The 25225-nt window shown below is 63.2% G+C and carries 21 protein-coding genes; 16 read left to right on the plus strand and 5 right to left on the minus strand.

Annotation, left to right across the window (positions count from 1 at the left end):
- The first annotated feature begins 164 nt into the window (after nucleotides 1-164).
- From QZX93_RS23825 to QZX93_RS23840, 4 genes are all read left to right on the plus strand, one after another.
- Nucleotides 165-326 (plus strand): type II toxin-antitoxin system RelE/ParE family toxin, encoded by a 162-nt coding sequence (locus QZX93_RS23825; RefSeq protein ID WP_295391794.1) that lies wholly within the window; start codon nucleotides 165-167, stop codon nucleotides 324-326.
- 195 nt (nucleotides 327-521) lie between these two features.
- Entirely contained in the window at nucleotides 522-770 is a 249-nt protein-coding gene (locus QZX93_RS23830; RefSeq protein ID WP_295391790.1) for a nucleotidyltransferase domain-containing protein, read from the plus strand.
- A gap of 831 nt (nucleotides 771-1601) precedes the next feature.
- A complete protein-coding gene (locus QZX93_RS23835; RefSeq protein ID WP_295391788.1) occupies nucleotides 1602-2153 on the plus strand; it encodes a YbhB/YbcL family Raf kinase inhibitor-like protein in 552 nt (183 codons plus the stop codon).
- A 252-nt stretch (nucleotides 2154-2405) separates the two neighbouring features.
- Nucleotides 2406-3236 carry a phosphodiester glycosidase family protein gene (locus tag QZX93_RS23840; RefSeq protein ID WP_295391786.1) on the plus strand — a complete coding sequence of 277 codons (831 nt, stop codon included), beginning with the start codon at nucleotides 2406-2408 and terminating at the stop codon, nucleotides 3234-3236.
- A gap of 31 nt (nucleotides 3237-3267) precedes the next feature.
- On the opposite strand, the gene QZX93_RS23845 is transcribed toward QZX93_RS23840, so the two are convergent.
- On the minus strand, nucleotides 3268-4161 hold the full coding sequence (locus QZX93_RS23845) for a diguanylate cyclase (protein ID WP_295391784.1): 894 nt from the start codon (nucleotides 4159-4161) through the stop codon (nucleotides 3268-3270).
- Between the two features lie 108 nt (nucleotides 4162-4269).
- Between QZX93_RS23845 and QZX93_RS23850 the strand changes: the two genes are divergently transcribed.
- The 12 genes from QZX93_RS23850 (at nucleotide 4270) to QZX93_RS23905 (ending at nucleotide 21935) form a co-directional block, all read left to right on the plus strand.
- Nucleotides 4270-7410: a CHASE domain-containing protein gene (locus QZX93_RS23850; protein WP_295391782.1), complete on the plus strand. Its 3141-nt coding sequence runs from the start codon at nucleotides 4270-4272 to the stop codon at nucleotides 7408-7410.
- Between the two features lie 310 nt (nucleotides 7411-7720).
- Nucleotides 7721-8812, plus strand: coding sequence for an ABC transporter substrate-binding protein (locus QZX93_RS23855; RefSeq protein WP_295391780.1), 1092 nt, complete (start codon nucleotides 7721-7723; stop codon nucleotides 8810-8812).
- The gene (locus QZX93_RS23860; RefSeq protein WP_295391778.1) at nucleotides 8809-11247 is read left to right on the plus strand and encodes an ATP-binding protein; all 2439 of its coding nucleotides are present in this window, start codon (nucleotides 8809-8811) and stop codon (nucleotides 11245-11247) included. The genes QZX93_RS23855 and QZX93_RS23860 overlap by 4 nt, the downstream gene beginning before the upstream one ends.
- 71 nt (nucleotides 11248-11318) lie before the next feature.
- Entirely contained in the window at nucleotides 11319-14360 is a 3042-nt protein-coding gene (locus tag QZX93_RS23865; protein ID WP_295391776.1) for an ABC transporter substrate binding protein, read from the plus strand.
- Nucleotides 14361-14400: 40 nt separating this feature from the next.
- A complete protein-coding gene (locus tag QZX93_RS23870; RefSeq protein ID WP_295391774.1) occupies nucleotides 14401-16170 on the plus strand; it encodes an ATP-binding protein in 1770 nt (589 codons plus the stop codon).
- 118 nt (nucleotides 16171-16288) lie between these two features.
- Nucleotides 16289-16642, plus strand: coding sequence for a circadian clock KaiB family protein (locus QZX93_RS23875; RefSeq protein ID WP_295391773.1), 354 nt, complete (start codon nucleotides 16289-16291; stop codon nucleotides 16640-16642).
- 129 nt (nucleotides 16643-16771) lie between these two features.
- Nucleotides 16772-17197: an ATP-binding cassette domain-containing protein gene (locus QZX93_RS23880; RefSeq protein WP_295391771.1), complete on the plus strand. Its 426-nt coding sequence runs from the start codon at nucleotides 16772-16774 to the stop codon at nucleotides 17195-17197.
- A gap of 156 nt (nucleotides 17198-17353) precedes the next feature.
- The gene (locus tag QZX93_RS23885) at nucleotides 17354-18244 is read left to right on the plus strand and encodes an electron transfer flavoprotein subunit beta/FixA family protein (protein ID WP_295391769.1); all 891 of its coding nucleotides are present in this window, start codon (nucleotides 17354-17356) and stop codon (nucleotides 18242-18244) included.
- 5 nt (nucleotides 18245-18249) lie between these two features.
- Nucleotides 18250-19269, plus strand: coding sequence for an electron transfer flavoprotein subunit alpha/FixB family protein (locus tag QZX93_RS23890; RefSeq protein WP_295391767.1), 1020 nt, complete (start codon nucleotides 18250-18252; stop codon nucleotides 19267-19269).
- A gap of 7 nt (nucleotides 19270-19276) precedes the next feature.
- Nucleotides 19277-20998 carry an acyl-CoA dehydrogenase family protein gene (locus tag QZX93_RS23895; protein ID WP_295391765.1) on the plus strand — a complete coding sequence of 574 codons (1722 nt, stop codon included), beginning with the start codon at nucleotides 19277-19279 and terminating at the stop codon, nucleotides 20996-20998.
- A 166-nt stretch (nucleotides 20999-21164) separates the two neighbouring features.
- The gene (locus QZX93_RS23900; protein WP_295391763.1) at nucleotides 21165-21317 is read left to right on the plus strand and encodes a DUF5993 family protein; all 153 of its coding nucleotides are present in this window, start codon (nucleotides 21165-21167) and stop codon (nucleotides 21315-21317) included.
- A 39-nt stretch (nucleotides 21318-21356) separates the two neighbouring features.
- Nucleotides 21357-21935 carry a disulfide bond formation protein B gene (locus QZX93_RS23905; protein ID WP_295391761.1) on the plus strand — a complete coding sequence of 193 codons (579 nt, stop codon included), beginning with the start codon at nucleotides 21357-21359 and terminating at the stop codon, nucleotides 21933-21935.
- 334 nt (nucleotides 21936-22269) lie between these two features.
- Here the strand turns inward: QZX93_RS23905 and QZX93_RS23910 are convergent, their stop codons facing one another.
- The 4 genes from QZX93_RS23910 to QZX93_RS23925 form a co-directional block, all read right to left on the minus strand.
- A complete protein-coding gene (locus QZX93_RS23910) occupies nucleotides 22270-22470 on the minus strand; it encodes a hypothetical protein (protein WP_295391758.1) in 201 nt (66 codons plus the stop codon).
- Between the two features lie 94 nt (nucleotides 22471-22564).
- A complete protein-coding gene (locus tag QZX93_RS23915; protein WP_295391757.1) occupies nucleotides 22565-23686 on the minus strand; it encodes a hypothetical protein in 1122 nt (373 codons plus the stop codon).
- A gap of 103 nt (nucleotides 23687-23789) precedes the next feature.
- Complete coding sequence (locus QZX93_RS23920; RefSeq protein WP_295391755.1) at nucleotides 23790-24179, minus strand: type II toxin-antitoxin system HicB family antitoxin; 390 nt, start codon at nucleotides 24177-24179, stop codon at nucleotides 23790-23792.
- A gap of 95 nt (nucleotides 24180-24274) precedes the next feature.
- On the minus strand, nucleotides 24275-25051 hold the full coding sequence (locus QZX93_RS23925; RefSeq protein ID WP_295391753.1) for an enoyl-ACP reductase: 777 nt from the start codon (nucleotides 25049-25051) through the stop codon (nucleotides 24275-24277).
- Between the last annotated feature and the right edge of the window lie 174 nt (nucleotides 25052-25225).

Below are 25225 nucleotides of genomic sequence, written 5' to 3' on the forward strand. Positions count from 1 at the left end.
GATCGTGTCGGTCGAGTTTCATGTGCGCGTCAGGCTGAACGGTGGGGTCCCCGCGACGCCACCAACTGTTGGGGTGCTATCCTCCAACACAATGCCCCCACGCCACCGCGTTCCGGAAGGGGGGGGTCTGAACGATTACGGGTGAGCTATTCCTGACGCAGCCGCTGATGGGGCGAGTCGTTCAGGAGCTGACAAATCCCGCAATCCGTGAGCACTTCATTTATAGCTATCGGGTGATCTATCAGGTGGCCGGCGAAGACGTGCATGTGCTTGCGGTTATCCACGGCAAGAGATTGCTGGACGTCGCTCTCGCCGACCGGTTGTAATAGCGACGTAGGTTGGGACGAGGAACGAACCCCAAGAAAGCTTGTCGATGCTGTGGGGTTTCTGGCTTTCACGCTCCAGCGTGGGAGCAAGTTCCGACGCTCTGGCGTCGCGTGGCCAACCGGGCCGCTGGAGCGGCCAAGACTGCATTCCGACGCAGAACGTCGGAACGAGATCAACGAGATACGAGAGCCCCGATGATTAACCCGACGGTAGAATTGCTTCGAGACCGACTGGTGTCGGCCCTCGCACCGCGCCGGATCATTCTTTTCGGGTCGCGTGCGCGCGGGACCGCGCAGCCGGATAGCGATTACGATATTTTAGTTGTCGCGGATACCGATCTGCCATTTGAGGATCGGGGAGTTGCGGCGCGGCGGGCGGTCCGTGACGTGCGCGTCTCAAAGGACATCGTGGTCGTCACGCCGGATGAGTTCCGCAAGTATTAGACTTGGCTCACTGGCGTGGTGCGGGATGCCGTCGAGCACGGGGCGGTTCTTTATGAGGGCGCCCGATTATCCGGAGGTCAACGATTGGCTACAGAAAGTCGCGGAGGATTATTGCGTTGCGATGCTTGCGCCTATTTGAGCGAGTTGGCCGTGATCCCAAGATGCCCGGTTCATGTCGACCTGCGCTCTCCTGGACGCGCAGACCGAGCGCGGCGCGTACTCGCCAAGATGATCGAGTGGGCGCAGACGACCTTTGGGTGGGATGTACCCCGCCAGTCGTCGTCGCGCAATGCCGCGGGCGGGTGAGTATTCGTCTCTCGATGATCCCGGTCATAAGCGCGTAAGTTAGGATGAGGAGCGAACCGCAACAACACCAAGACCGGGACGAAATAGAGAAACAGAGATGCAAGCCATCGAATTGGTCGCTCACATAAACCCCGAGCATGAGCTTCACCTAGAGCTGCCGGAAAACGCCGAAGCCGGTCCGGCGCGGGTCATCATCTTGTTATAAGCCGGCAAGGCACCCGGCCGTCGAGGGAATCTCGATGATTTTCTTGACACCCTTCCGATCAACCAGGCCAGCGGCATCGGCCACGATGAGATCATGCGCCGGATTGACGGAGAGCGCGCCTGCTGGGGTGAATCGGGCCGCTAGAGCGGCCATGAATGCATTCCCACGCAGAGCGTGGGAACGAGATGATTCCGACGCGGAGCGTCGGAACGAGATAAGGCCCGGGGAACCTGGGGCCTTGCATTCGTGGATGGTATGAGTATGATTGATTGCTAGGCTCGGCCCTGGTCTGATGTTTCACTGTCGTCGTGGAGTTCATTATGCGTAAGTCCATTCTGGCCCTCTCCTTGCTTGCGACCGCTCAGTACGCCCTTGCGGCTGACTTTTCGCTGGACAGCCCCGATGTCAAACCTGGTGCAACCATCAAGCCCGAACAGGTGTTTGACGGCTTCGGTTGCACCGGCAATAACATCTCACCCGCGCTATCCTGGAAAGACCCGCCGAAGGGTACAAAGAGCTTTGCCCTCCTCGTCCATGACCCAGATGCGCCCACTGGCGGTAGCGGCTGGTGGCATTGGGTGGTGATCGATATTCCCGCGACCACCTATGCGCTGCCGGCTGGCGCGGGTAAGGCCGATGGGTCGGCGATGGTCGCTGGTGCCACGCAAATCGCTACCGACTTCGGTGCCCCTGGTTGGGGCGGTCCTTGTCCGCCCGTCGGGGATAAGGCACATCGCTACAATTTCACGCTATATGCCCTCAAGACGGAAAAGCTGGAGGTGCCTGCCGGCGCGACTGCGGCGCTCGTGGGTTATATGGTCAATGCGAATAGCATCGGCAAGGCCAAGTTTACCGGCGTGTTTGGGCGCTAAGATCGCGCACGGACGGTGGGCTGGAGGCCGGAGTTCGGCCAGTCCGCGGTGTTCTTCAAGTCCGCGGCGGCCGAGAGGTTGCCTTCCCTGGCCTGGATTCCGGCGTCCCGGCCGGAATGACGATCAGGCCTTGATCATCACTCCGACCGCGGGCCGCGGGGCGCAGAGCGCCAAACACATGCGTGACACCGCTGGAGCGGTGTCACGAGCGGGTGGCTATAACGATGATCAAGCACATGACGATGAGTGAAGATGAATAAGCCCATTGGCCCATCCTGGGTCGGGATAGCGCTGTTGCTGTGTGCCGCGCTGGCCCATGGTCAGTCGGGGAGTTACGACTGGAGCGGGGCCTCAGTCCTGGGGCCGGGGGTGAAGCATGCGACCATCACGGCGGGCCGCAACAGAATCGACTGCGTGCAGATCGACACGCAGACCAGCGGGCTGCGGTTTTATACGACGGAGCGCTGCCCCGACTATGTGGCGGACGCCCAGGAGACCCAAACCAGGAAGACCGTCCAATTCGTTTCAGACTCGCAAAGGGCGCCGCATCCGGTGCTGGTGGCCATCAACGCCAATGAATTCTCGCCCGTGATCGTCGGCAAGGTGAATCTGCTGGGGTATGCGGCATGGGAAGGCACCCGGGTCTCCGCGCAGGGCGGTCCGGCACTGGTGATCGGTAAAGATGGGACTGCGCGCATTACGCGGCTGGCGGCCGGCGCCGACGCCAGCCAGATCCAAGCCGCGGTCAGCGGTCAGCAAGATGTCCTGACTAAGGGAAAGCCCGCCAGCGGAAACCGACCAAACCGCAGGACGGCGATTGGGCTTTCCGAGGATGGCCGTTATGTCTATTTCATGACTCATACCAGCGCGGGCATTGCCGAGGTGGGTGAGTGGCTACGCCATTGCGGGGCCTTCGATGGGGTCCTGATGGATGGCGGGCGTTCGACCGCCATGGCGCGCTGGAATGGGAGGTCCGCCGTGGTGGTCTCAGGTAGCTGGCAGCGGTCAGTCGGTAACAGCATTGGCGTGTATTACGACACCCCGCCCGCCGATCTGGCGCAAGGCTATAACACTGAACGGTGAGTGGGTGGGTGAATCCCACCACTCCATTGCGCTACTGCGCCAGACTGACCCGATTGCGGCCGAGACGCTTGGCGGTAAAGAGCTGGAGATCCGCCACCGCCACCAGCTCGGATGACGGTGTCTCAAGCACCGGCCGGCAGAGCCCGGCGCCGATACTGATGGTCAACCACGGGGACACCGGGGATGCGCTATGGGGGATCCGCAGCGCCTCGATACCAGCACGCAGTTGTTCGGCCACCACCGCCAGCCCCGACGCATCGACCCCGTGGAACAGACAGATAAACTCCTCTCCCCCATAGCGGGCAACGAAGTCCCCTGCCCGCTTGACCCCATCGGCCAGGCTGCCGGCCACCCGGCGCAGACAGTCATCGCCGGCCAGGTGCCCATAGGCGTCGTTGAATTCCTTGAAGTGGTCGATGTCGACCATCGCCGCCGCGACCGGTTCGCCCGAGCGGATGGCCCGCCGCCAATCGCGCTCGAGCCGTTCGTCGAAGGCCCGCCGGTTGGGTATTCCGGTCAGCCCGTCGAGGTGGGAGAGTTGGGCGAGCAGGTCACGCTGGCGCTTGAGCTCCAGTTGGGTCCTGACGCGCAGCCGCACGATCGCCTCCTTGAACGGCTTGGTGATGTAGTCCACCGCCCCCAGTGCGAGCCCCCGCGTCTCGTCCTCGACATCGGCCAGGGCGGTGATGAAGATGACCGGGATCGACTTGAGCAACGGGTCGGACTTGAGCGCCGCGCACGCCTCGTAGCCGTCCATTTCAGGCATCATGACGTCGAGTAGAATCAGGTCCGGGGCGCAGGACTCGGCCAGCCGTAGGGCCGCACGGCCGTTGGTGGCGGCTGAGATCTGATGACCATCGTCGGCCAGCATCGTGCTCAACACCCGAATATTATCAGGTATATCGTCCACGATCAGTATGCGCATGACCGACCCCTGTATGTTCCAGGATGATTCATCGCGTGCTCTTTTGTCCTATCCTTACCCACGCTTGGCGTGAGATTCTGTGCTGTCGGAACCCTGCGAGGGTCGCAAATGCTGACCAATGATACCGACCCGCGGCCGGTGAGACGCATTTTTCATGTACTGCCCTGGCTGATCCTGGCCGGCGGCCTGGCGCTGACCTGGCTGCTGGCGGCACAACTGGGCAGCCGCGAGCGCGCCATGGAGCGCGCGGAGTTCGAGCTACGGGTCAGCGAGTTGGTGACCGGCCTACAGCATCGGATCACGGCCAACGCCCAGATCCTACGCGGGGTGGCCGGACTCTTCATGAGCAGCCAGGAGGTCACCCGCGATGAATTTCACCGCTATGTCGAGCGGTTGCAGCTTCCCGAGTATTATCCAGGGATTCAGGGCATCGGTTATGCCGCCCTGATACCGGCCGCAGAGAAGGCGCGGCATCTCGCCGCCATGCGCGCCCAGGGGTTCCCCGACTACGACATCCGCCCGCCCGGCAGTCGCGACCCCTACTCCTCTGTCATCTATGTGGAGCCCTTCGACTGGCGCAACCAGCGTGCCATCGGCTTCGACCTGTTCACCGAGCCGGTGCGATCGGCGGCGGCGCTTCAGGCGCGTGACGACAACCAGGCGGTGATGTCCGACCCGGTGACGCTGAAACAGGAAACCGACCAGGGGGTGCAGGCCGGGGTCCTCGTCTTCGTGCCGGTCTATCGTACCGATGTGCCGGTGGCGAGTGTTGCGCAACGGCGCTCGGCGCTGCGCGGCTGGGCCTACGCGGCGCTGCGCATCCAGGATGTGGTGGGTGCCTATCTCGGCAACGAATACAGCGAGTTGAACAAGCGACTCGCGCTGACAATCGCGGCGCAGCCCCCCCGGGCACCGGCGACCGTGCTCTTTCGCTCGGCAACGCCCACGGGTACCACGACCGGCCAGCTTGCGAGCGTGCGCCGGGTCCATTTTGTGGGCGCCGATTGGACCATCCGGGTCAGGGCGCTGCCGGCCTACCTGGGCAGCGAGCGGATCAACGAAAGCAGCCGCACGGTCATGGCGGCCGGTGCCCTCCTGAGCCTGGCGCTGGCATTGGGCGCGTTGGCCCTGACCCGCAGCCAACTGCGGATCGCCGCCGCCCTGGCGCAGGCGGGTCGGGCGAACCAGGCACTGGAGCAACGCACCCACGAACTGGCCAAGAGCGAGGGCCGGGTGCGCGCCAAGCTGGAGGCGCTGCTGGCACCGAGCGGGGACCTGGAGACGCTCGATCTGGCCGACATCATCGATTGCAGCGAGATGCAGCAGGTGATGGAAAACTTCTTCCGGCTCACCAACCTCGCGGTGGCCCTGCTGGATCTGAATGGGCGGGTGCTGGTGGCCACCGGCTGGCAGGACATCTGCACCAAGTTCCATCGGGTCCATCCGGACACCGCCCATAACTGCCTGGAAAGCGACACCGTACTCGCTGCGGGGGTGGTGCCTGGCAGCTTTCGGACCTACCGGTGTAAGAACGGCATGTTGGACGTGGTGACCCCGATCATGATCGCTGGCAGGCATGTCGGCAATCTGTTCCTTGGGCAGTTTTTTTTCGATGACGAACCGCCGGATCCTGAGGCCTTCCGGGAACAGGCCCGCCGCTATGGGTTCGACGAGGCGGCCTACCTCGACGCCTATGAGCGGGTGCCGCGCTGGGGCCGGGACAAGGTCACCCTGGTGATGCACTTCTACATGCAGTTTGCCGAGATGATCTCCCGGCTGAGTCACAGCAACATCGCGTTGGTGCGCGCCCTCACCGAACAGCAGCAGGGGGCCGCCGCGCTGCAGGCCGCCAAGGAGCAGGCGGAGGCGGCCAGTCGGGCCAAGTCGCTGTTCCTGGCCAACATGAGCCATGAAATCCGCACCCCGCTCAACGCCATCCTCGGCTTCGCCCAGGTGTTGGTGCGCGATCCCGAGCTGCGGGTGGCCCAGCGCGACGGCCTGGGCACCATCCAGCGCAGCGGTGAGCACCTGCTGACACTCATCAACGATATCCTCGATCTGGCCAAGATCGAGGCCGGACGCATGACCTGCCAGGTCGCCCCCTTCGATCTGCACCAACTGATCGACGAAACCGCGGCCTTTTTCCGACCGCGCGCCCGCGAGCGCGGGCTGACACTGACGGTGGAGCGGTCGGCGATTCCCCGGCTGGTGGCAGGCGACAAGCTGCGCCTGCGCCAGGTCCTCATCAATCTGGTGGGCAATGCGGTCAAGTTCACCGCGGCCGGAGGGGTGACGCTGCGGGTGGAAGGCATCGGCGATGGCATCCGCTTCAGCATCCAGGATACCGGGATGGGGATCGCCCCGGAGGAACTGGCGCGGCTGTTCACGCCCTTCAACCAGACCGACAGCGGCCGGCAGGTGCCGGGCGGGACCGGGCTCGGCCTGGCGCTCTGTAGCCAATATGTGCGGCTCATGGGCGGGACCCTGAGCGCGGACAGTACGCCGGGGCAGGGGAGTTGTTTTTCGTTCACCATTGCGCTGGATCCGGCGGGGATCGATGGGTCGACCCCGGCCCCACCGGCACTCCCGGTGGCCGCGCTGGCGCCGGGGCAGCCGGTCTGCCGGGTCCTCATCGCCGATGACGTCCCGGACAATCGGGAGCCGCTGCGGGCGCTGCTCACCGGGTTGAACCCGCAACCGCCGGTGCTGGAGGTGCGCGAGGCGGCCGACGGTCGCGAGGCGGTGGCGCTCTGGGAGGCGTGGCAGCCACACGCGATCTTTATGGATATGCGGATGCCGGTGTTGTCGGGCGAGGAGGCGACCCGGCAGATCAAGGCGCGCATCGCCGCGCGGCCCGACGCGGTGCGGACCCTCATCGTGGCGCTCAGCGCCAGCGCATTCGACGACCAACGCGACCGCTTCCTCGCCTGTGGCTGCGACGCCTTTGCCCGCAAACCCTTCCGCGCCGAGGAGCTGTTCGCCATCCTGGAGCGCCGTGCCGGGCTGAGGTTCGTCCGCGCCGCGGAGCCGCCGAACGCGCCCCGGTTGTCGCTTGACGAGGCGACAATGCACCTGGCCAACGCCCCCGCCGCGTGGCGAGCCGAACTACAACACGCGGTGGACCTGGGCGACTTCGGCCGCATCACCGCCCTGCTGGAGCCGCTGCGCGAGACCGACGCAGCACTTTATGCTGCACTGACGCACTGGGCCTATCGCTATGACCTGGATGCCTTTTCGAGTGCGCTCTAATGAAAGTCGGGCCGGGAGCGCGGTCCAATGCCCCCTCACCCTTTGGGGGGGCGGGGTGGGGGAACGGCCAGGTCGCCCACCAGTTTCACCCTAGAAAGAGTAGTTGTCACGCCAAGGCGCCAAGCTCGCCAAGGCTGTTCAGTGCGTGATCAGCGTTGCGCCAGTCACCCGGAGGGGGGGCTGGATACTGGCTCTACCCGATTGTATTTCTTGGCGAGCTTGGCGCCTTGGCGTGAGCAATTCCCGGGTTTAGATTCATCTTTCGCTGTGGTGCGGGCGCCATGGCCGTTGGCCGGAGACGGGTAAGAATATGAAAAAACGAGTGCTCTGGGCGGCCCTGCTGGTCGTCGTTGCCGCGTCCCTGCTGCTCTGGCGGGCGCTGCGCCCGCCGCCGCCCATCCCGGTGGGGGTGGTCGGCTGGCTGGCCGCCGCCGCGGTGGTCGGCTCCAGCGAGATGAATGCCGCCGATCTCTTCCGGGAGGAGCATCCGCGCAGCCGCATCCGGGTGCGGCCAGTGGACGACCAGTGGCAGCCCGAAAAGACCGCACCCGCGATTGCCGCGGCGATGAGCGAGGGGGTGCGGTTTTTCGTCTCCACCCACCCGTCCAACTGCGCCGTGGCGAGCATCCACTTGTTCGCGGACCCGCGGGCGCTCCTCATCAATACCGCATCGACCAGCCCGGCCCTGACGGGTCAGGACGACTATTTTTTTCGCATCGTCGCCGACGCCGTTCAGGAGCAGCGGGCCATTGCCCGCTATGTCGACCGGCTGCCGGGCACCCGCATCCTGGTGTTGCAGGACGAGAGCAATCTGCCCTATACCGACCCGGCGTTCCAGGCGTTCGCCACCGAGCTTCATTCACTGGGCCGATGGCAGATCGTTCACCGCCCGCTCATGGTCCCTAAATTCAAGCCGGATGAGTTTGCGCCCATCATGGCGCAGCCGTACGACGCGCTCTATATCCTGGCGGGCAGCTTCCAGGCCGCCATCGGCAATATGGCCCAGCTCTTTCATCATCTGCATCCCGCGGCACCCATATTGCTGACACCCTGGGCGCGCTCGCCGGCCATTCTCGAAACCGCCGGCCCCGCGATTGAGCGGATCATCCTCCCCAGCCAGTACCCATCACGCCACGACGACCCGGCAATCGACGCCTATTTCAGGCGCTTCCACGCCCGCTTTGGCTATGAACCACACGCGATGACCATCGGCGTCTGGCAGGCGTTGGAACTGCTCGATCAGGCCTTCAGCCGGGGCTATGACACCCCAGCCAAGGTCAAGCAGTATCTGCTGTCGGCGCCGACCCACCAGACGAGTCTGGGACCCATCGCCTTCGACGCCACGGGCGATGTCTCCCGGACCTTCTACTTTATTCAGGACCTGCAAAAAGAACTCCAATGACCCTGTTTGGCCGGACCACCTTTTGGCGTTATACCCTGTTTCTGGAGATTGGATCGTTGACCCTGACGACCGCCATCCTGTTCGTGGCCGTCTGGTTCACCCTGGCCGGGATGAATGGCAAATATCTGGATCTGCGCCGCGCCGACGCGGCGCGGGTCCATCTCTTCTTGGCCAGCCATCTGGATGCCGCGCGTGAGAGTCTGGCGGCGTTCGCGGCCCTGCCCGAGGGCGAACGCTCGCCGGCCGTGCTGAATCTCTTTTCCGCCTTTTCCGACATTTACCAGCTTGATTCCCGGCTGGGTGTGCAGCGCATCTATAAGGCCGCATCGGACAGTAAGGTATTTGTCGGCTATGCCTTTTCCGGTGGCAAGCTGGCCGGCTATCTGGCCTCCGTCGGCACCCATAACGACCTGTCCGAGATCATGCGCGGTCACGAGGACGATGCGCCCAGCGTCTATTTCGCCATCCGCGCCGCGGGCCAACTTTACCTGGGACGCTTGGACCTGTCCTATGTTCAGAACTTCCTCACGCAGTTTTCGCGCTTCTCCGGAACGCCATTGATGCTGGTGGCAAGCGACGGATTCGTCATGCTCTCGGGCGACCCCGCGCTGCACATCGCCACGGTCGATCTCAAACGCTGGCAGGAGACCCCCAACCCACACCGCACCCTGTCAGCAGGTGGCCGGCGCTGGATACCGATGATTTCCGGGGTCGATACGATCGGGGCCAAGATCGCCATTCTGATCCCCACTGAGCTGCTGGATAGCCAGCGTAATGCGCTGCTGATCCTGTTGGCGGCCTTTATGGGCGGCTTGATCCTGCTGGTGGTAATCAGGCATCGCCGGATCAACCGACTCATCGTAGAACCCATTGTCTCATTCGCCGCAAAGATGCCGGTGCTTGAACAGGGGTTACCGTCATCAACGCCGCCCGCCAACACCTATCAGTTCGAGGAGCTGGCCAGCATTCAGTCACGCATCCTGGAGGCGATGACACAGGCGCGTGATGCCGCCCAATCCGCCAGCCAGGCCAAGAGCGAATTCCTGGCCAACATGAGCCACGAGATCCGCACCCCCCTCAACGCCATTCTCGGTTTCGCCCAGGTCTTGAGCCGCGACCCGCAGTTGAACCTCACTCAGCGTGAGAGCCTGTGTACCATCAAGCGCAGCGGTGAACACCTGCTAAACCTCATCAACGACATCCTCGATATGGCCAAGATCGAGGCCGGCCGGATGGCCGTCAAGACGGCCCCCTTTGACCTCATCGCACTGGTGGCGGAGAGTCAGGCCTTTTTCAGTCAACGCGCCCATGAGCGGGGGCTCGTCCTGACGGGGGAGACCTCGATGCTCCCCCGTATGGTGTCGGGCGACGCGGTGAAGTTGCGCCAGGTCCTGATCAACCTGCTGGGGAATGCCATGAAGTTCACCACCGCGGGGACGGTGACGCTCCGGGTCGAGGCGGCCGCAGCCGAGACGATCGCCTTCAGCATCATCGATACTGGAGTGGGGATCGCGCCGCAGGAGATCGAGCGGCTCTTCAAGCCATTCGGTCAGACCGCCAGCGGCCGGGAGGCCACGGGAGGGACCGGGCTCGGGCTGGCCCTGAGCCAGCAGTTGGTGCATCTCATGGGCGGTGAGTTGAGGGCGCAGAGCACGCCTGGGCAGGGGAGCCGCTTCTCCTTCACCCTCGTGCTTCCGCCGACCGCCGGCGAGGCGACGGTCGATCTCACCGAGCCCCCCATTGTCGGCCTGGCACCCGGTCAGCCGGTCTGTCGGGTGCTGATCGTGGACGACCTGCCGGACAACCGGGCGCCGCTGCGCGCGCTGCTGACGGGGCTGAATCCGCAACCGCCGGTGTTGGAGTTTCAGGAGGCGGCCGACGGGGCCGCGGCCGTGGCGGTGTGGGAGCGGTGGCAGCCCCAGGTGGTCTTCATGGATATGCGAATGCCCGTCATGTCGGGCGAGGAGGCGACCCGCCGGATCAAGGCCCTGATGGCGGCCCGGCCGCAGACCGTGCGCTCGACGATCGTGGCACTCACCGCCAGCGTATTCACTGACAGTCGCGACGAGGTCCTGGCCTGCGGTTGCGATGAATTCGCTTGTAAGCCGTTCCGCGCCGAGGAGCTGTTCGCTATCCTGGAGCGCCGGGTGGGTCTAAGATTCATGCGTGCCAGCGCCCCCCCGGCGGCCGCGCTCCCGTTGTCTGACGAACAATTGGCTGAACGCCTGGCGGCCCTCCCCGCGGGATGGCGCGCCGCGCTGCGCGAGGCCGTGAATTTGGGCGATTTCGGCCGGATCGGTACACTCGTGACGCAACTCGGGCAGGACGATAGCGGGCTGCGCACAGTGCTGGCCCAGTGGGCCTACGATTTTGACCTGGATGCATTCGCCGCCCTGATCGGGCGGGCCGACGGGTTTGAGGGTCTACCCTCGTGATGCCAGATCCATTAACGCGATACTGCGCGGCGCGCTCGGTTGACCGGGTGCGCGATCGGTCTTGGCGGCCCATGGTGCTAGTGCTGGCGCTGCTGCTGAATTGTGCCGCACCGGTAAGCGCCACCACCGCCGAGCCGCTCGCCCGCGTTCTCTATATCAATTCATACCACCGCGGCTACTCCTGGGGCGACGCGGTGGAGTTGGGCCTGCGGGAGCGGCTGGAGGGGGCTGGTCGGCCCATCGAGTTGTCGGTTGAATATCTGGACAGCCGCCGCTTCGCTGACCCGGTCATCACCGCGGCACTGGCCAATGCCATGGCTGCCAAGTACCGTGTCTATCGGCCGGACCTGGTCATCGTCTCAGACAACGCGGCCTTCGATTTCGCGCTCGATCAGCGGGCGCGGCTGTTTCCCGGACGCCCGATCGTCTTCTGCGGCTATAACAATTTCCGCCCGGCCGTGTTGCGCGGCGGCACGGATATCACTGGGGTGAACGAGGAGATCGACATGACGGCCACGGTCGACCTTGCGCTCAAGGTTCAGCCCCGGACCCGCACCCTGGTCTTCATCACCTCCACGGGCGACGCCAGCAGTAAGCGGATCGCCGAGATCGCGGAGTCCGAGGTCATGCCCCGCTACCGCGACCGCTTTGACCTGGTGGTGCTCAAGGACGCCTCAGTGGCCGAAATCGGCGCCCGCCTGGCGCAGCTCCCGCGCGCGACCGTGGTCTTCTTGGCCGGTCAGACCCGCGATCAGGGCGCGGGCCGCGCACTCACGCCGGAGGAAAACGGCCGCCTGATTGCCGCTGCCAGCCCCTTTCCGGTCTATAGCTTCTGGGATTTTCACCTCAACACCGGCGTACTCGGCGGCCATATACTGACCGGCGCCGACCAGGGCCGGGCGGCTGGGGACCTGGCACTGCGTATTCTCGAGGGGACGCCAGTGGCCGACCTGCCGGTGGTCATGACCTCGCCGGCCACCGATCTCTTCGACTACCGGGCGATGCAGCGCTTCGGTATCGCGCGGCGGGCGCTGCCGAGCGGGAGTGTCGTGATCAACCATCCCGTCTCGGTGTGGGAGCTCTACCGTTGGCGTATTGTCATCACGCTCATCGTCCTGGCGTTGGAGACCGTCCTGATCGGGGTATTGATCACGGTCATGCGCCAACGCAATACCGCGTTGAGCGCCCTGGCGCAAGAGCGCACCCAACTGGAGCAGCGGGTGCTGGAGCGGACCGCCGATCTGAGCCGGGCCAAGGAGTCGGCCGAGCGGACGGCCAATGAATTGGCGGTGAGCGAAGCCCGGTTCCGGGGTTATTTTGAATTGCCGTTCATCGGCATAGCCATTACCTCCCCGGACAAGGGCTGGCTGGAGGTGAATACCGGAATCTGTACGCTGCTCGGCTATACGGAACGGGAGCTCTCCGGCATGAACTGGGCGCAATTGACCCATCCCGACGACCTCCCAGCCGACGTGGCCCAATTCGAGCGGGTGCGCGCGGGCGACATTGACACCTACGCGCTGGAAAAGCGCTTTATCCGCCGCGACGGGGAGGCGATCTGGGTCCATCTGTCGGTCGGATGCGTACGCGAGGCGGATCGCTCGCTCAAGTATACCGTCGCCCTGCTGCAAGACATCGGCGAGGCTAAGCGGGCGGAAGCGGCGCTGGTCATCGCGAAAGACCAGGCGGAGGCGGCCAACCGCGCCAAGTCGATCTTCCTGGCCAATATGAGCCATGAAATCCGCACCCCGCTCAACGCCATCCTCGGCTTCACCCAGGTGTTGGCGCGCGACCCCGCCATCACCGCCACCCAGCACGACAGCCTGGCCATTATCAGGCGCAGCGGCGAGCACCTGCTCACACTCATCGACGGCATCCTCGACCTGGCGAAGATCGAGGCCGGCCGGATGACCCCGCAGGCCGCCCCGTTCGCGCTGCACCGGCTGGTGGCCGAGGTGGCGGAGGTCTTCCAGCCGCGGGCGCGGGAGCGGGGACTGAGCCTCGCCGTCGAGGCGCCGCCGCTCCCCCCGCTGGTGCGCGGGGATGCCCAGAGGCTCCGCCAGGTCCTGCTCAATCTGGTCGGCAATGCAGTCAAATTCACCAGCGCGGGGTCGATCGTGCTGCGGGTCGCCACCGTCGACCCGGAGCGGGTCCGGTTCTGCGTCGCCGACACCGGGCCGGGGATCGCCCCGGACGAGTTGGAACGACTGTTCGAACCCTTCACCCAGACCGCCAGCGGCCGGGCCTTGCAGGAGGGGACCGGCCTCGGGCTCACCCTGTGTCGCCAATTGGTCCGCCTCCTGGGCGGTGAACTGAGCGTGGAGAGCACGCCCGGCCGGGGGAGCGCGTTCTCCTTCACCCTGGCGTTGCCCGCGGTGGGTGCCGCCGAACCGACTCCCGAGCGGAGCGACCGCCCGGTCATCGGTCTGGTGCCCGGCCAGCCGGCCTGCCGGGTGCTGATCGTGGATGATCGGGCGGACAATCGGGGGCCGCTACGGGCCTTGCTGGAGGGGTTGAATCCGCAACCGGCCGTGCTCGCGGTGCGGGAGGCGGCCGACGGTGCGGCCGCGGTGGACCTGTGGGAGCAGTGGCAGCCCCATGTGGTCTTCATGGATATGCGGATGCCGATCCTGTCGGGCGAGGAGGCCACCCGAGAGATCAAGGCGCGCATGGCGGCGCGGCCCGCGGCGGTGCGGACCCTCATCGTGGCGCTGACCGCCAGTGCCTTCAACGAATACCGCGACCGCTTTCTGGCCTGCGGCTGTGACGCCTTCGCCCGCAAGCCGTTCCTGGCGGAGGAACTGTTCGCCATCCTGGAGCGCCGCGCGGGGCTGCGGTTTATCCGGGCCGTGGAAGCCCGGGTACCGGCGGTCCAGATGTCTGACGAAGCACTGGCCGCTCACCTGGCCACCCTTCCCGCAGCATGGCGCGCCGGTCTGCGTGAGGCCGTCAGTCTGGGCGATTTCGGGCGCATCGGCGCCCTGGCGGCACAGCTCGGCGAACGTAATGCGGGGCTGCGGACGACGCTGGGGGCTTGGGCCTATAATTTCGATTTGGATGCCTGTGCGGCCCTGATCGGCCGGGCCGACCGGCGCGAGCACGAGGCGCGCTGAACTGGGTCGGATGGCGGGTGACTGTGATGTGGGTCGTTTGATGGTTCTGCAATTGCTGTGCTTGCTGATGGGCGCCGCCGGGGCGGTATTGTGGTTGAATCGGCGCCATGCGCAGCGGTGGCAGGCGGCCGAGCAACGCTTCGCCACCGAACGCCGGCAGCTCCAGGACGCATTGGTCATCGCCCAAGCGCAGGCCGAGGTGGCCAATCGCGCCAAGGGCGAGTTCATCGCCAACATGAGCCATGAGATCCGCACCCCCATGAATGCCATCATGGGGACGACCTACCTCGCCCTGCGCACCGCACTGAGCGCGCAACAGCGAGACTATCTGGCCAGGATCGACGCCGCCTCCCGTGCGCTGCTGGGCATCATCAACGACCTCCTGGACTTCTCGCAGATCGAGGCCGGCACACTGGTACTGGACCCGGCGCCCTTCTCACTGGATGGGCTGCTGGCGGACCTCACCGATGTCATGGCGTTGAAGGCCCAACAGAAAGGCCTGGCCTTTAGCGTCGCGGTGGCCCCGCAGACGCCCCGCTGCCTGGTGGGAGACGCCCTGCGACTGGGCCAGGTCCTCACGAAGCTGACCGCCAACGCGGTGAAATTCACCGAGCACGGCGAGATCGTCGTGCGCGTGACGCCGGCCGCGGTGACGGCGGCCACGGTGCAGTTGCGGTTCGCGGTCTCCGATACCGGGATCGGCATGGTCCAGGAACAGGTGGAGCGGCTGTTCCAGGCCTTCGCCCAGGCCGACGGCTCCCACACCCGCCGTTACGGTGGGACCGGTCTGGGGCTGGCGATCTGCCGGCAGCTGGCGCAGTTGATGGGCGGTGGGGTCGAGGTGGAGACGGTGCCCGGGCGGGGTAGTACCGTGACCGTCGCCGTCACCTTGGGGATCGCCGCGCTCGACGGCCCGCCGCCGCGCCTTGGACTGCGGCCCTTGGCCGGCACCTGGGTGCTGGTGGTGGTCGCCGACCAGGCCATCCGCAAGGCCTTGACCGCCATGCTCGGCGCCCATGATGTAGCCGCCGTGGCGGTACACTCCAGCGCCGCGGCCCGACAGGTGCTGGCGGCGGCGGCCGGGCGTGACACCACCTTCGATCTGGTCCTCACCGATTGGCGGGTGCCGGGTCTGGACGGCATCGCGTTGGCCGGGTGGCTCAAGGCCGACAGCCGACTGGCGCAGACCCCAGTGATCCTCATGGTCACCGCCCATGACCGGGAAGATGCCATGACCTTGGCCGGGGACGCCCGGGTGGACGGTGTGCTCATCAAACCGATCAATGAGTCAGCCCTGATCGCGACCCTGACCGAACTGCTCGACCCCCACGCGGGAACGCTCGGGTCCGGCGCCGTCGCGGACATCGGCGCCATCGCGCGGGCGATGGCCGTGGTGACGCGCGCCGCGGCCGCGCTGGAGGATGCGCTGAAGCGCGAGGCGCTGGAACTGATCCCCACCCACCTGGAGGCCTTGGAGGCGGCCTTGACGCCGGTCCTGGCCGGCCTGGCCCGGCTGCCGCCCGCACCCGTGGCGGACGACCCCAAGGTCTTGGACCCCGATCGCCTCGGGCCGGTCCTGCGGCAACTGGCGACGCTGGTGAGCCACTGTGACATGGCGGCCGCGCCGTGCCTCGCCGGTCTTAAGGTTACACTGGGCGCCGGCGCCTGGTCCCCCCTGGTGGCCCAATTGGAACACCAGCTCGGCTGCTTCGAGTGGGACAGCGCCCAGGAAATCCTGGCCGCACTGGGGCGTGCGTTGGACATCGACCTCGGGCCCGAGCTACCCACGCCTGGCGTCTTGGAGGATTGACGCGGGGCGATGTGCCCCTCATTGAGGGTGGTTATGGGCTTGCTTGCCGAACAGTATCAGCGTCCCCGGCCGCGCGCTTGAGCGGGCGTGAGACGCGCATCATCCAGCAGAGGAAAACATGGCAGTCAATGGTCTGCGCGAAGAGGTCGCCGGGTGTGGCGACGCCCCAGACGAGTTCTGGGATTTGCATCTCTATATTCTGGGGCATACGGCACGCTCATTGGACGCCGTCATCAATCTCAAGAAACTCTGCGACGACCAGCTGCGTGGACGCTATCGGGTCGAGATCATCGACGTGCTGGAGCGCCCGGACCGCGCCAATGAGGACCAGATCATGGCGAACCCAACCTTGATCCGCCGCTGGCCCCTGCCGGTGCGCCGCGTCATCGGCGACCTCTCCGATACCGATTTGGTCCTGGCCGGGCTCGGCATTCGGCCCAGGTCCGCAGACCGGACTGGAGAACCCGGATGACTGGCGCCGCCCCCCCATTCCCGCACATCGGCGCGGCGGCGGTCTCGCCCTCGTGTTGGCCTTCGCCTGCTCGTTGGTCGCGGCGGCACCTGGGGCCGACGACCCACGCGCGCCCCTGTTGCAGAGGGGTTGGCGATCGAGGGCCCGAGCGGCGGGGGCAAGACCACCCTCCTCGGCTTGATGGCCGGGCTCGACCGGCCGTCCTATGGACGGGTGCGCTTCGCCGGCCAGGAGGTGCCGGATGCCGCGGCCTGGTCCCGCCTGCGCGCGGCGCGCATCGGTATCGTGTTTCAGGATTACGCCCTGGTGCCAACCCTGACCGCGTTGGAGAACGTCGAGTTGCCGATGTTCGGTCAGGTGTCCGGCACGGCCGAGCGCCGTCGGCGCGCCTACGCGCGCCTGCTGGAGCGGCCGCTCGGTGCTCGGGGTGCCGTTCGGCGACCTGGTGTGGTCTGCGCTGTTCGGCGCGGCCCATCCAAGCGTGCTGCTGCTGGCATCCCGCCCGCCGCGGCGATAATCGCGCCCCGACCGGTCGATGACTGCTGGTCGCAATGAGGTCAAGGTCGGCGACCCGCTCCAGAAAAAAATGAGGTAGAATTGGCCGGTTAGTTTTTTTCGGTCAATGTAACCACCCCCTTGCGCTTTCTCAGCCCCGCTGGCCCCGGTGGTATCATGATCCAATGACTCCCGCAGCACATCATAAGGCAGACCATGAGCTACCATTCCATCGTAATGGTCAAACAGGTACCTGACACGGCCAATATCTCCGGCCAGGTCATGAAGAGCGACGGTACCGTCAATCGCAGTAAACTCCCCACCATCTTCAATCCCGAGGATAAGGTCGCGCTGGAATTGGCATTGCAGTTGCGGGATCGCTACGGCGGCACCGTGCGGGTGCTGACCATGGGTCCGCTAAAGGCCTCGGACCTGCTGCGCGATTGCCTCTATATGGGGGCCGATGAGGCCGTGCTGGTGAGCGACCGCAAATTCGCCGGCGCCGATACCCTGGCCACCTCCTATGTCCTGGCCGAGGCGCTGCGTAAGATGGCGCCCTACGATATCGTGTTTGCCGGTCGCCAGGCGATCGACGGCGACACCGCCCAGGTGGGTCCGCAAACCGCCGAAAAGCTGGGGCTGCCGCAGATCACCTATGCCGAGGAGATCATGGAGGCACAGGGCGATAAGATCACCGTCAAACGCAAGGTCGATAACGGCTTCGAGGTATTGGAGGGGACCCTGCCACTGTTGATCACGGTGGTCAAGGATGCCGCCACGCCCCGGCCATTCCGGGCCAAGCGGGTCATGGCCTATAAGAATGCCCATACCCTGCTGGAACTGGAAAAGATGACCGAGGGCAATTCCTTGCTGTATGTCGATCAGCTCAAGGAGGAGTATGTCTCGAAGGGTCTCTTTATCCCCACCCTGACCGCAGACGATCTGGATGTCGAGCCGGCCCGTTGCGGGCTCGGCGGGTCGCCGACCAAGGTCCACAAGATCGAGTCAGTGGTATTGGGCGCGAGTACACACGAAATCATCCCCGCCAACAAGGATGGGATGTACGCGCTGATCGATAAACTGATGGAAGACCACATCTTCGGATAACCCCTATGAAAGATAATCAGCAACAGGTTTGGGTGTTTATCGAGCAGCGCGACGGCCAGCCGGCCGATGTCAGTCTGGAACTGCTCTCCAAGGGCCGTAAGCTGGCCGAAAGCCTGAATGGCGAATTGAAGGCGGTACTCCTCGGGCACGACGTGCAGGCCCTGGCCGCGGAGACCTTTCGCTATGGCGCCACCGAGGTCCTGCTGGCGGATCATCCGGACCTGCAACACTACAACACCCTGCCCTACAGCCGCATCCTAAGCGAGCTGGTGGATCGGCATCAGCCGCGCATCCTCCTGTTTGGCGGGACCTTCATTGGCCGGGACCTGGCCCCCCGGGTCGCCTCCCATACCCGCAGCGGACTGACCGCCGACTGCACGGACCTCCAGATTTCAGACGTCACCTATCTGCGCAAGGACTACGCGCAACTCCTGTTGCAGATTCGCCCGGCCTTCGGCGGCAACATCATCGCCACCATTATCTGCCCGGATTCGCCGGTGCAGATGGCCACGGTACGCGAGGGGGTCATGGAAAAGGTCCCGCTGGCGCAACCGGTGGACGGACGGATCACCCCGGTTCCCTATTCGCCGGTGGCGGCCGACCAACTCGTGCGCATCATTGCCCGGCATCATGAGGAGAGCAAGGTCAACCTCAAGGCCGCTCCCATCATCGTCTCCGGTGGTTACGGCATGGGGAACTACCAGAACTTCCAGATACTCTATGAGTTGGCCCGGCTCATCGGCGGCGAGGTCGCCGGCACCCGGGCGGCGGTGGATGCCGGTTATATCGATCATGCCCGGCAGGTGGGCCAGACGGGTGTCACCGTACGCCCCAAGCTCTATATCGCCTGCGGCATCTCCGGGGCCATCCAACACCGGGCCGGTATGCAGGACGCCAATAAGATCATTGCCATCAACTCCGATCCCGACGCGCCGATCTTCGGCGTCTGCCATTACGGCATCGTCGGCGAGGCGATGGACGTGATCCCGATGCTCATCGACGCCTACAAGCACAAACTAAAGTAGCAGAGCCATGGCCAACTATTTCACCGACAACACCGATCTGCTGTTTCATTTCGACCGCCTGCAACTCCAGGAGGTGGTCGACATCGCCGAGCACGGCTATACCGAGGCCGCTAGCTATAACTTCGCACCCACCGACTACCAGGACGCCTTGGATAATTATCGCAAGGTGCTGGAGATCGTCGGCGATATCACCGCCAACACCGTGGCCCCGCAGGCGGCGGCCGTGGACGAAGAGGGTAGTCATTTTGCGGACGGCAAGGTCACCTATGCCAAGGGCATCCAGGAGGCCCTGGAAAAGCTGACCCAGGCCGAGTTGATGGGGTTTACCCTGCCGCGACGCTATGGGGGACTCAATTGCCCGACCACCATCTATACTATGGCGATTGAGATGGTGGCGCGGGCCGAGGCCTCGCTGATGAACCTGTTCGGTCTACAGGACATCGCCGAGACCATCAACAAATACGGCGACGAGGCGCAACGCCAGGAATTCCTGCCGCAATTCGCCAGCGGCGAGGCCACCGGCGCCATGGTGCTGACCGAGCCGGACGCCGGCTCCGACCTGCAGGCGGTCAATATGACGGCCTATCAGGATGAGTCCGGGCAGTGGCGGCTCAAGGGCGTGAAGCGCTTCATCACCAATGGTAACGCGCAGATCCTGCTGGTGCTGGCCCGTTCCGAACCTGGCACCAAGGACGGCCGGGGCCTGAGTCTGTTTGCCTGCTATGGCAAAGACAATGTGCAGATCCGGCGCATTGAGAACAAACTGGGCATCCACGGCTCGCCCACCTGCGAACTGCAATTCAACGATACCCCGGCGCAGCTGATCGGCAAGCGTAAGTTTGGCCTGATCAAGTATGTGATGGACATGATGAACGGCGCCCGCCTGGGCGTGGCCGCGCAGGGTCTGGGTATTTCGCAGGCGGCCTATGAGGAGGCCCTGAGTTATGCCAAGGCGCGCGAGCAGTTCGGCAAGGCCATTTACCATATCCCGGTGGTCACTAACCTGCTGATGGATATGCGGGTAACCATCGAGAGCGATCGCTCGCTGCTCTACGCCGCCTGTCACTGGGTGGACCTGCGCAATAAGCTGGAGGAGAAGATCGACTCGCTCAAGGCGGCGGGCAAGGATTCATCGGCCGAGTCTGCCAAGCTCAAGGAGGCCATCCGGGTGGCCGCGCTGCTCACCCCGATGGCCAAGTATGTGTTGAGCGAGAACGCGAATCGTGTGAGCTATGACGCCTTGCAGGTCCATGGCGGCACCGGTTACATGAAGGAGTTCAATGTCGAGCGCCTGACGCGCGATGCGCGGATCACCAATATCTATGAAGGGACCTCGCAGTTGCAGCTGGTCGCGGCGGTCGGCGGGGTCATCAACGATATCTTTGCCGACCATTTCACCGCCCGGGAACAAAAGGAGAATTCCGGCAACCTGGCGCGCCTCGCGGATGAGCTGAAGGAGATGCGGGCGCTCTTCCTCGACTGTCTCAAGTATGTCGGGGACAAGACCGATAAGCAGTTCCAAAGCATCGCCGCCAAGGAGTTGGTGGAGATCTACAGCTATCTCTACACCGGCTGGCTGCTCATGGACGAGGCGGAGCAGGACAGCCGCAAGGTCTTCATCGCCCGCCGCTATATCCTGGGCGCCGCGGCCAAGGCCCGCCGCAATTGGGAAGTGATCAAGAAGGACCTGTTCGGCGACCTTTTGCATGCCGATGAGATCCTCATCTGAGGTGAGACAAGCCAACCTCAACCGTTCTCGTGACACCGCTTTGCGGTGTCACGCAGGTGCTGGGCGCTCTGCGACTCGAATGGCGGTGACCGCAACGGCGAGCAAGGCGGCGCGGCGGATCCCGGCGGGAATCCACTCAGGTCATCCTCAAGCGTAAGGAATCCCCATGTACATTACCTTCCTGCTGTGTCTGATTGCTGCGGTGTCGATCCTGAGTGGTGCGCGTGCCACTGGGGTCATTGCCGGCTTCGTGACGATTGTGGTGATCGGCGGGTTGTTGGTTCATCACATGACCGATCAACTGCCGATCAGTCTGTAGGTCCGCGTATTGATCGGTTCAATGATTCCCGGAGTTATTATGCCTGCATCGGTATGGGTTGTTCGGCTGAATGTGCTTGCATTGGTCCTGATCTCGACGGCATTAGTGGCGGCCTTTGTCGATCAATTGGTGTTTGGTGAACTGCCGTGCCCCCTGTGCCTACTGCAGCGCGCGGCGCTGGGGGCTGCCGGATTGGGCTTCCTGCTCAATGTACGCTTTGGCGTCAGACCCTTGCATTATGGCCTGGCGATCATGGCGGCACTGGTCGGGGCGGCCGTGGCCATGCGACAGGTCCTGCTGCATATTGCACCCGGCGATCCGGGCTTCGGTAGTCCGCTCTTAGGCCTGCATTATTACACCTGGGCCTTCATCACCTTCGTCGGGATTATCGTTGGCGTGGCCGTGCTGCTCAGTCTCCCCAACAGTACGGACGGTGCTGCCGCCCGGCGCCGGCACGGCTGGTTGGCCGGCATGGTGCTGGTGGTGTTCACCTTGCTGATTGCCGCCAACCTGGTCTCGACCTTATTGGAATGCGGCATTTCACAGTGTCCGGATGATCCGGTGGGCTATGAATGGATCGGTAAGATTTCAGCCTGGCTGAATCGCGGCGGGAGTTGATGCAAGGGGGCGCCTTGCTTGCCGGGAAGGGCGAGCAAGGGACGTAGGTCAAAATAGGGCGCCTCGCTGAGTCGAGCAGACTGCCCCATTCAAGCCAGATTCACCTTCTTGGCGCCCGACTGATCGGTGAACCCAGAAAGAGCAGTTGTCACGCCAAGGCGCCAAGCTCGCCAAGGCGTTATTCGCTTTGCGCCAGTCACGCGGAGGGTGATCTGGATAGTGGAACTCCCGGCTGTATTTCTTGGCGAGCTTGGCGCCTTGGCGTGAGCAATTCCCGGGCTTAGGGTGAACGGAACCGCCATCAATACGACGTCGCCGAAGGTGTATGCCACCGTCATACCCGATCGTAAGCAGCGTCTTCGTCATTGTCCCATACCGCCGCAAAACTTGCTTCGCCCGCCCTGGCGGCAGCTTGCGTGAGGCGCCGATCGTCCTCGCGCGTGCGTAAGAAATCGGCGAAATCCTCCGCCTCCGCCAGTCGTTGCGGTGGTAGTTGCCTGATCTTCTCGAGTAACACTTGTTCGGCTACGCTCATCGCTGATGCTCCTGGCGGGGATTAAAAGTTCGGTCGAGATCGGTAGGTTGGGGTTCGTTCCTCACCCCAACCTACGGCGCTCAATCTTTGCGAATCAATTCTGTTTAGGGAAAATGGCATTAAAGCTCTCTAGTAAAGAAATTTGGCCCAGTTTGTTTAAGCCGATGCGGAACCGATCATTCCGAGCGGTTGTGTTGCGCAAAACGTCGGAGGGGGAGATGCAGCTTTCTGACATTTCAGACAATGCTCGCTCGTATATTTGATCGTAACCATCTGAATATCTAAATGAATGGCCAATCTCGCACACGGCATATAAGGCGCTCCACTCTTCGCGAGACAGAATATCTGAAGATTCTGCTTTTGATGCTATGCGCTTAAGGCGACAAAAAACGTCGGACGTTATTTCTGAAATCGGAATCTCGATGCCAATTTTGATAGAAAACTCTCGACTCTTCTGGATAATCGCAATCGCGCGACTAAACGCTCTGTTAGATAAGCTGTATTTTTCCATAAAGCTCTTTTTTGCATTGATAAAGGCATCCGAATTCCATTCTGAGCGTGCGGGAAGTAGGTTCGCTAATTCCTCAATTTCAGTTCTCGAAAGTTCTTTGCTAAAGGTGTTGCAATTATACTCAAGGCTAATAAGTTCGCTCTGAATTTCGAACTCTTCAACTAAGTCTGATAGAGCGTTAAAGCGAACTCTAAAGTTTTCAATGTTAATTGTGTGTTGACTTTTTAGATGTTCATTTCCTTCTTTGTCGTATGCAAAGCGAAATACTTGGCCATTAGGATCCAATTGGTCGAAGTCCGTAATGAAATCAATTATTGGGGTTGCTAGTTTTGTTAGACGTCGATCTGTCTTTTTACAATGATCGTAAAATATATCCCAAAGTATTTTAAGGCTATGTTCGCTTGATATGTGTTCGGTTTGTCCTCGTATACCGGATACAACTAAAATCTGCCCCTTTAGAAAAAGCTCAATGTGGTGTCTAGCGCAAAAACAAATTGGATAGATTAATCCATCAATCATAGTGGCCGATTCTTCTCCGGTCACTAAATCACGATAGTTGCCATTGATTGCCGCCGAAAGCAATACGCGTACGGCGTCGGAGAATCCACGCGAATATCCGTAACGATTATCTGAAAGGCCGGAATTTTCACCGACGCACGCATTTAAGTGAAAATTTTTACCAGAGCTAAATGTTTGATTATGCATATTCTGTAAACGCCGCAATTTCAAAAATGAAGCAAGGTAGCCAGGCACGAGTGTTTAGGAGCGCCAGATAAGCAAAATACACTCTAGTTAAGGCATTTTTTCGCTACTGCTCCAATGCTTGCGATGCCGCCCGGGCCAGAAAGCCCGATCGGCTCAGGTGATGTGCCTTTGCGTAGTCATCGATGCGCCGTACCAAGGACTCGGGTAGTGAGATATTGAGCCGGATTGCCTTGGGATTCAGTCTTGCAAGGTCGATATCCACCAGTAGCCAGACACCCCCTTCATACTCTGAGCGCGTCGCCACTTCCTCCAACGGAGTCGGCGGCGGGATGACCAGGTCCTCACCTTCGCAATAGACCTCGATCGCTTCTTGGAGCTGGGCCGGCAGTGCCTCCCAATCATCTGCCGCCGAAAAGCATCCGGGGAAATCAGGGATCGTCACCCCATGCGCGTGTTGTGCGTCGCCCAGATGGATGTAGACGGGATACAACATTTTGCATAACTCCGGTCGCCTCGGGGCGCACAGCGCCCAACACATGCGTGACACCGCTGGAGCGGTGTCACGAGAGGATCAACGCCCCTTGCGACCTACCCCAGGCCCAGAATGTTGAACCCGGTATCGACGTACAGCACATCCCCGGTGATACCGCTGGCCAAATCCGAGCACAGGAAGGCGGCGGCGTTACCCACCTCTTCGGTGGTCACGGTGCGCCGCAGCGGGGTGTGTTTCTCCACCTGATTGAGCATGGCGCGAAAGTGGGAGATGCCGGCCGCGGCCAGGGTGTAGATGGGTCCGGCGGAAATGGCGTTGACGCGGGTGCCGTGCGGGCCGAGTGAGGCCGCCAGATAGCGGACATTGGCCTCCAGGCTGGCCTTGGCGAGCCCCATCACGTTGTAGTTGGGTACGGCCCGCTGGGCGCCGAGGAAGCTCATGGTGAGCAGCGAGCCGTTGCGGCCCTCCATCAAATGCCGGCTGGCCTTGGCCAGGGCAGAGAAGCTGTAGGAGGAGATCTCGTGGGCCGTGTTGAAGCCCTCGCGGGTCAGGGCGTCCACATAGTCCCCTTCCAGTTCGTACTTGGGGGCATAGGCGATGGCGTGGACGATGGCGTCCAGCCCATCCCAGCGTTCCTCCAGGGCGGCAAAGCAGTGGGCAATCTGCCGGTCGCTGCCGACGTCCAAGGGCAGGGCGATATCGGAGCCCAACTGGGAGGCAAACTCCTCCACCCGCGGCTTGAGCTTGTCGTTCTGGTAGGTCAGCGCGATCTGGGCGCCCTCCCGGTGCATGGCGGTGGCACAGCCCCAGGCGATGGAGCGGTTGCTGGCCACGCCGGTGATCAGGATGCGCTTGTCTTGTAGGAAGCCCATGGGTCGTCGTTGCTCCGTGGTGGTGGTCGGTGAGTGTCGGGCGCAGGGTGTGTGCTGGTGGGGCGCGGTGCGGCTTTCGGCGGCGCCGTGTCCCGTGCGATCATGGCACCCTATGGGAACCCATAACACTACCGAAACTTGTCGGCCGGTGCCAGCCTGCCCCGCGGCAGGTGG

This window comes from uncultured Thiodictyon sp. (genome assembly GCF_903946935.1).
GTDB lineage: Bacteria > Pseudomonadota > Gammaproteobacteria > Chromatiales > Chromatiaceae > Thiodictyon.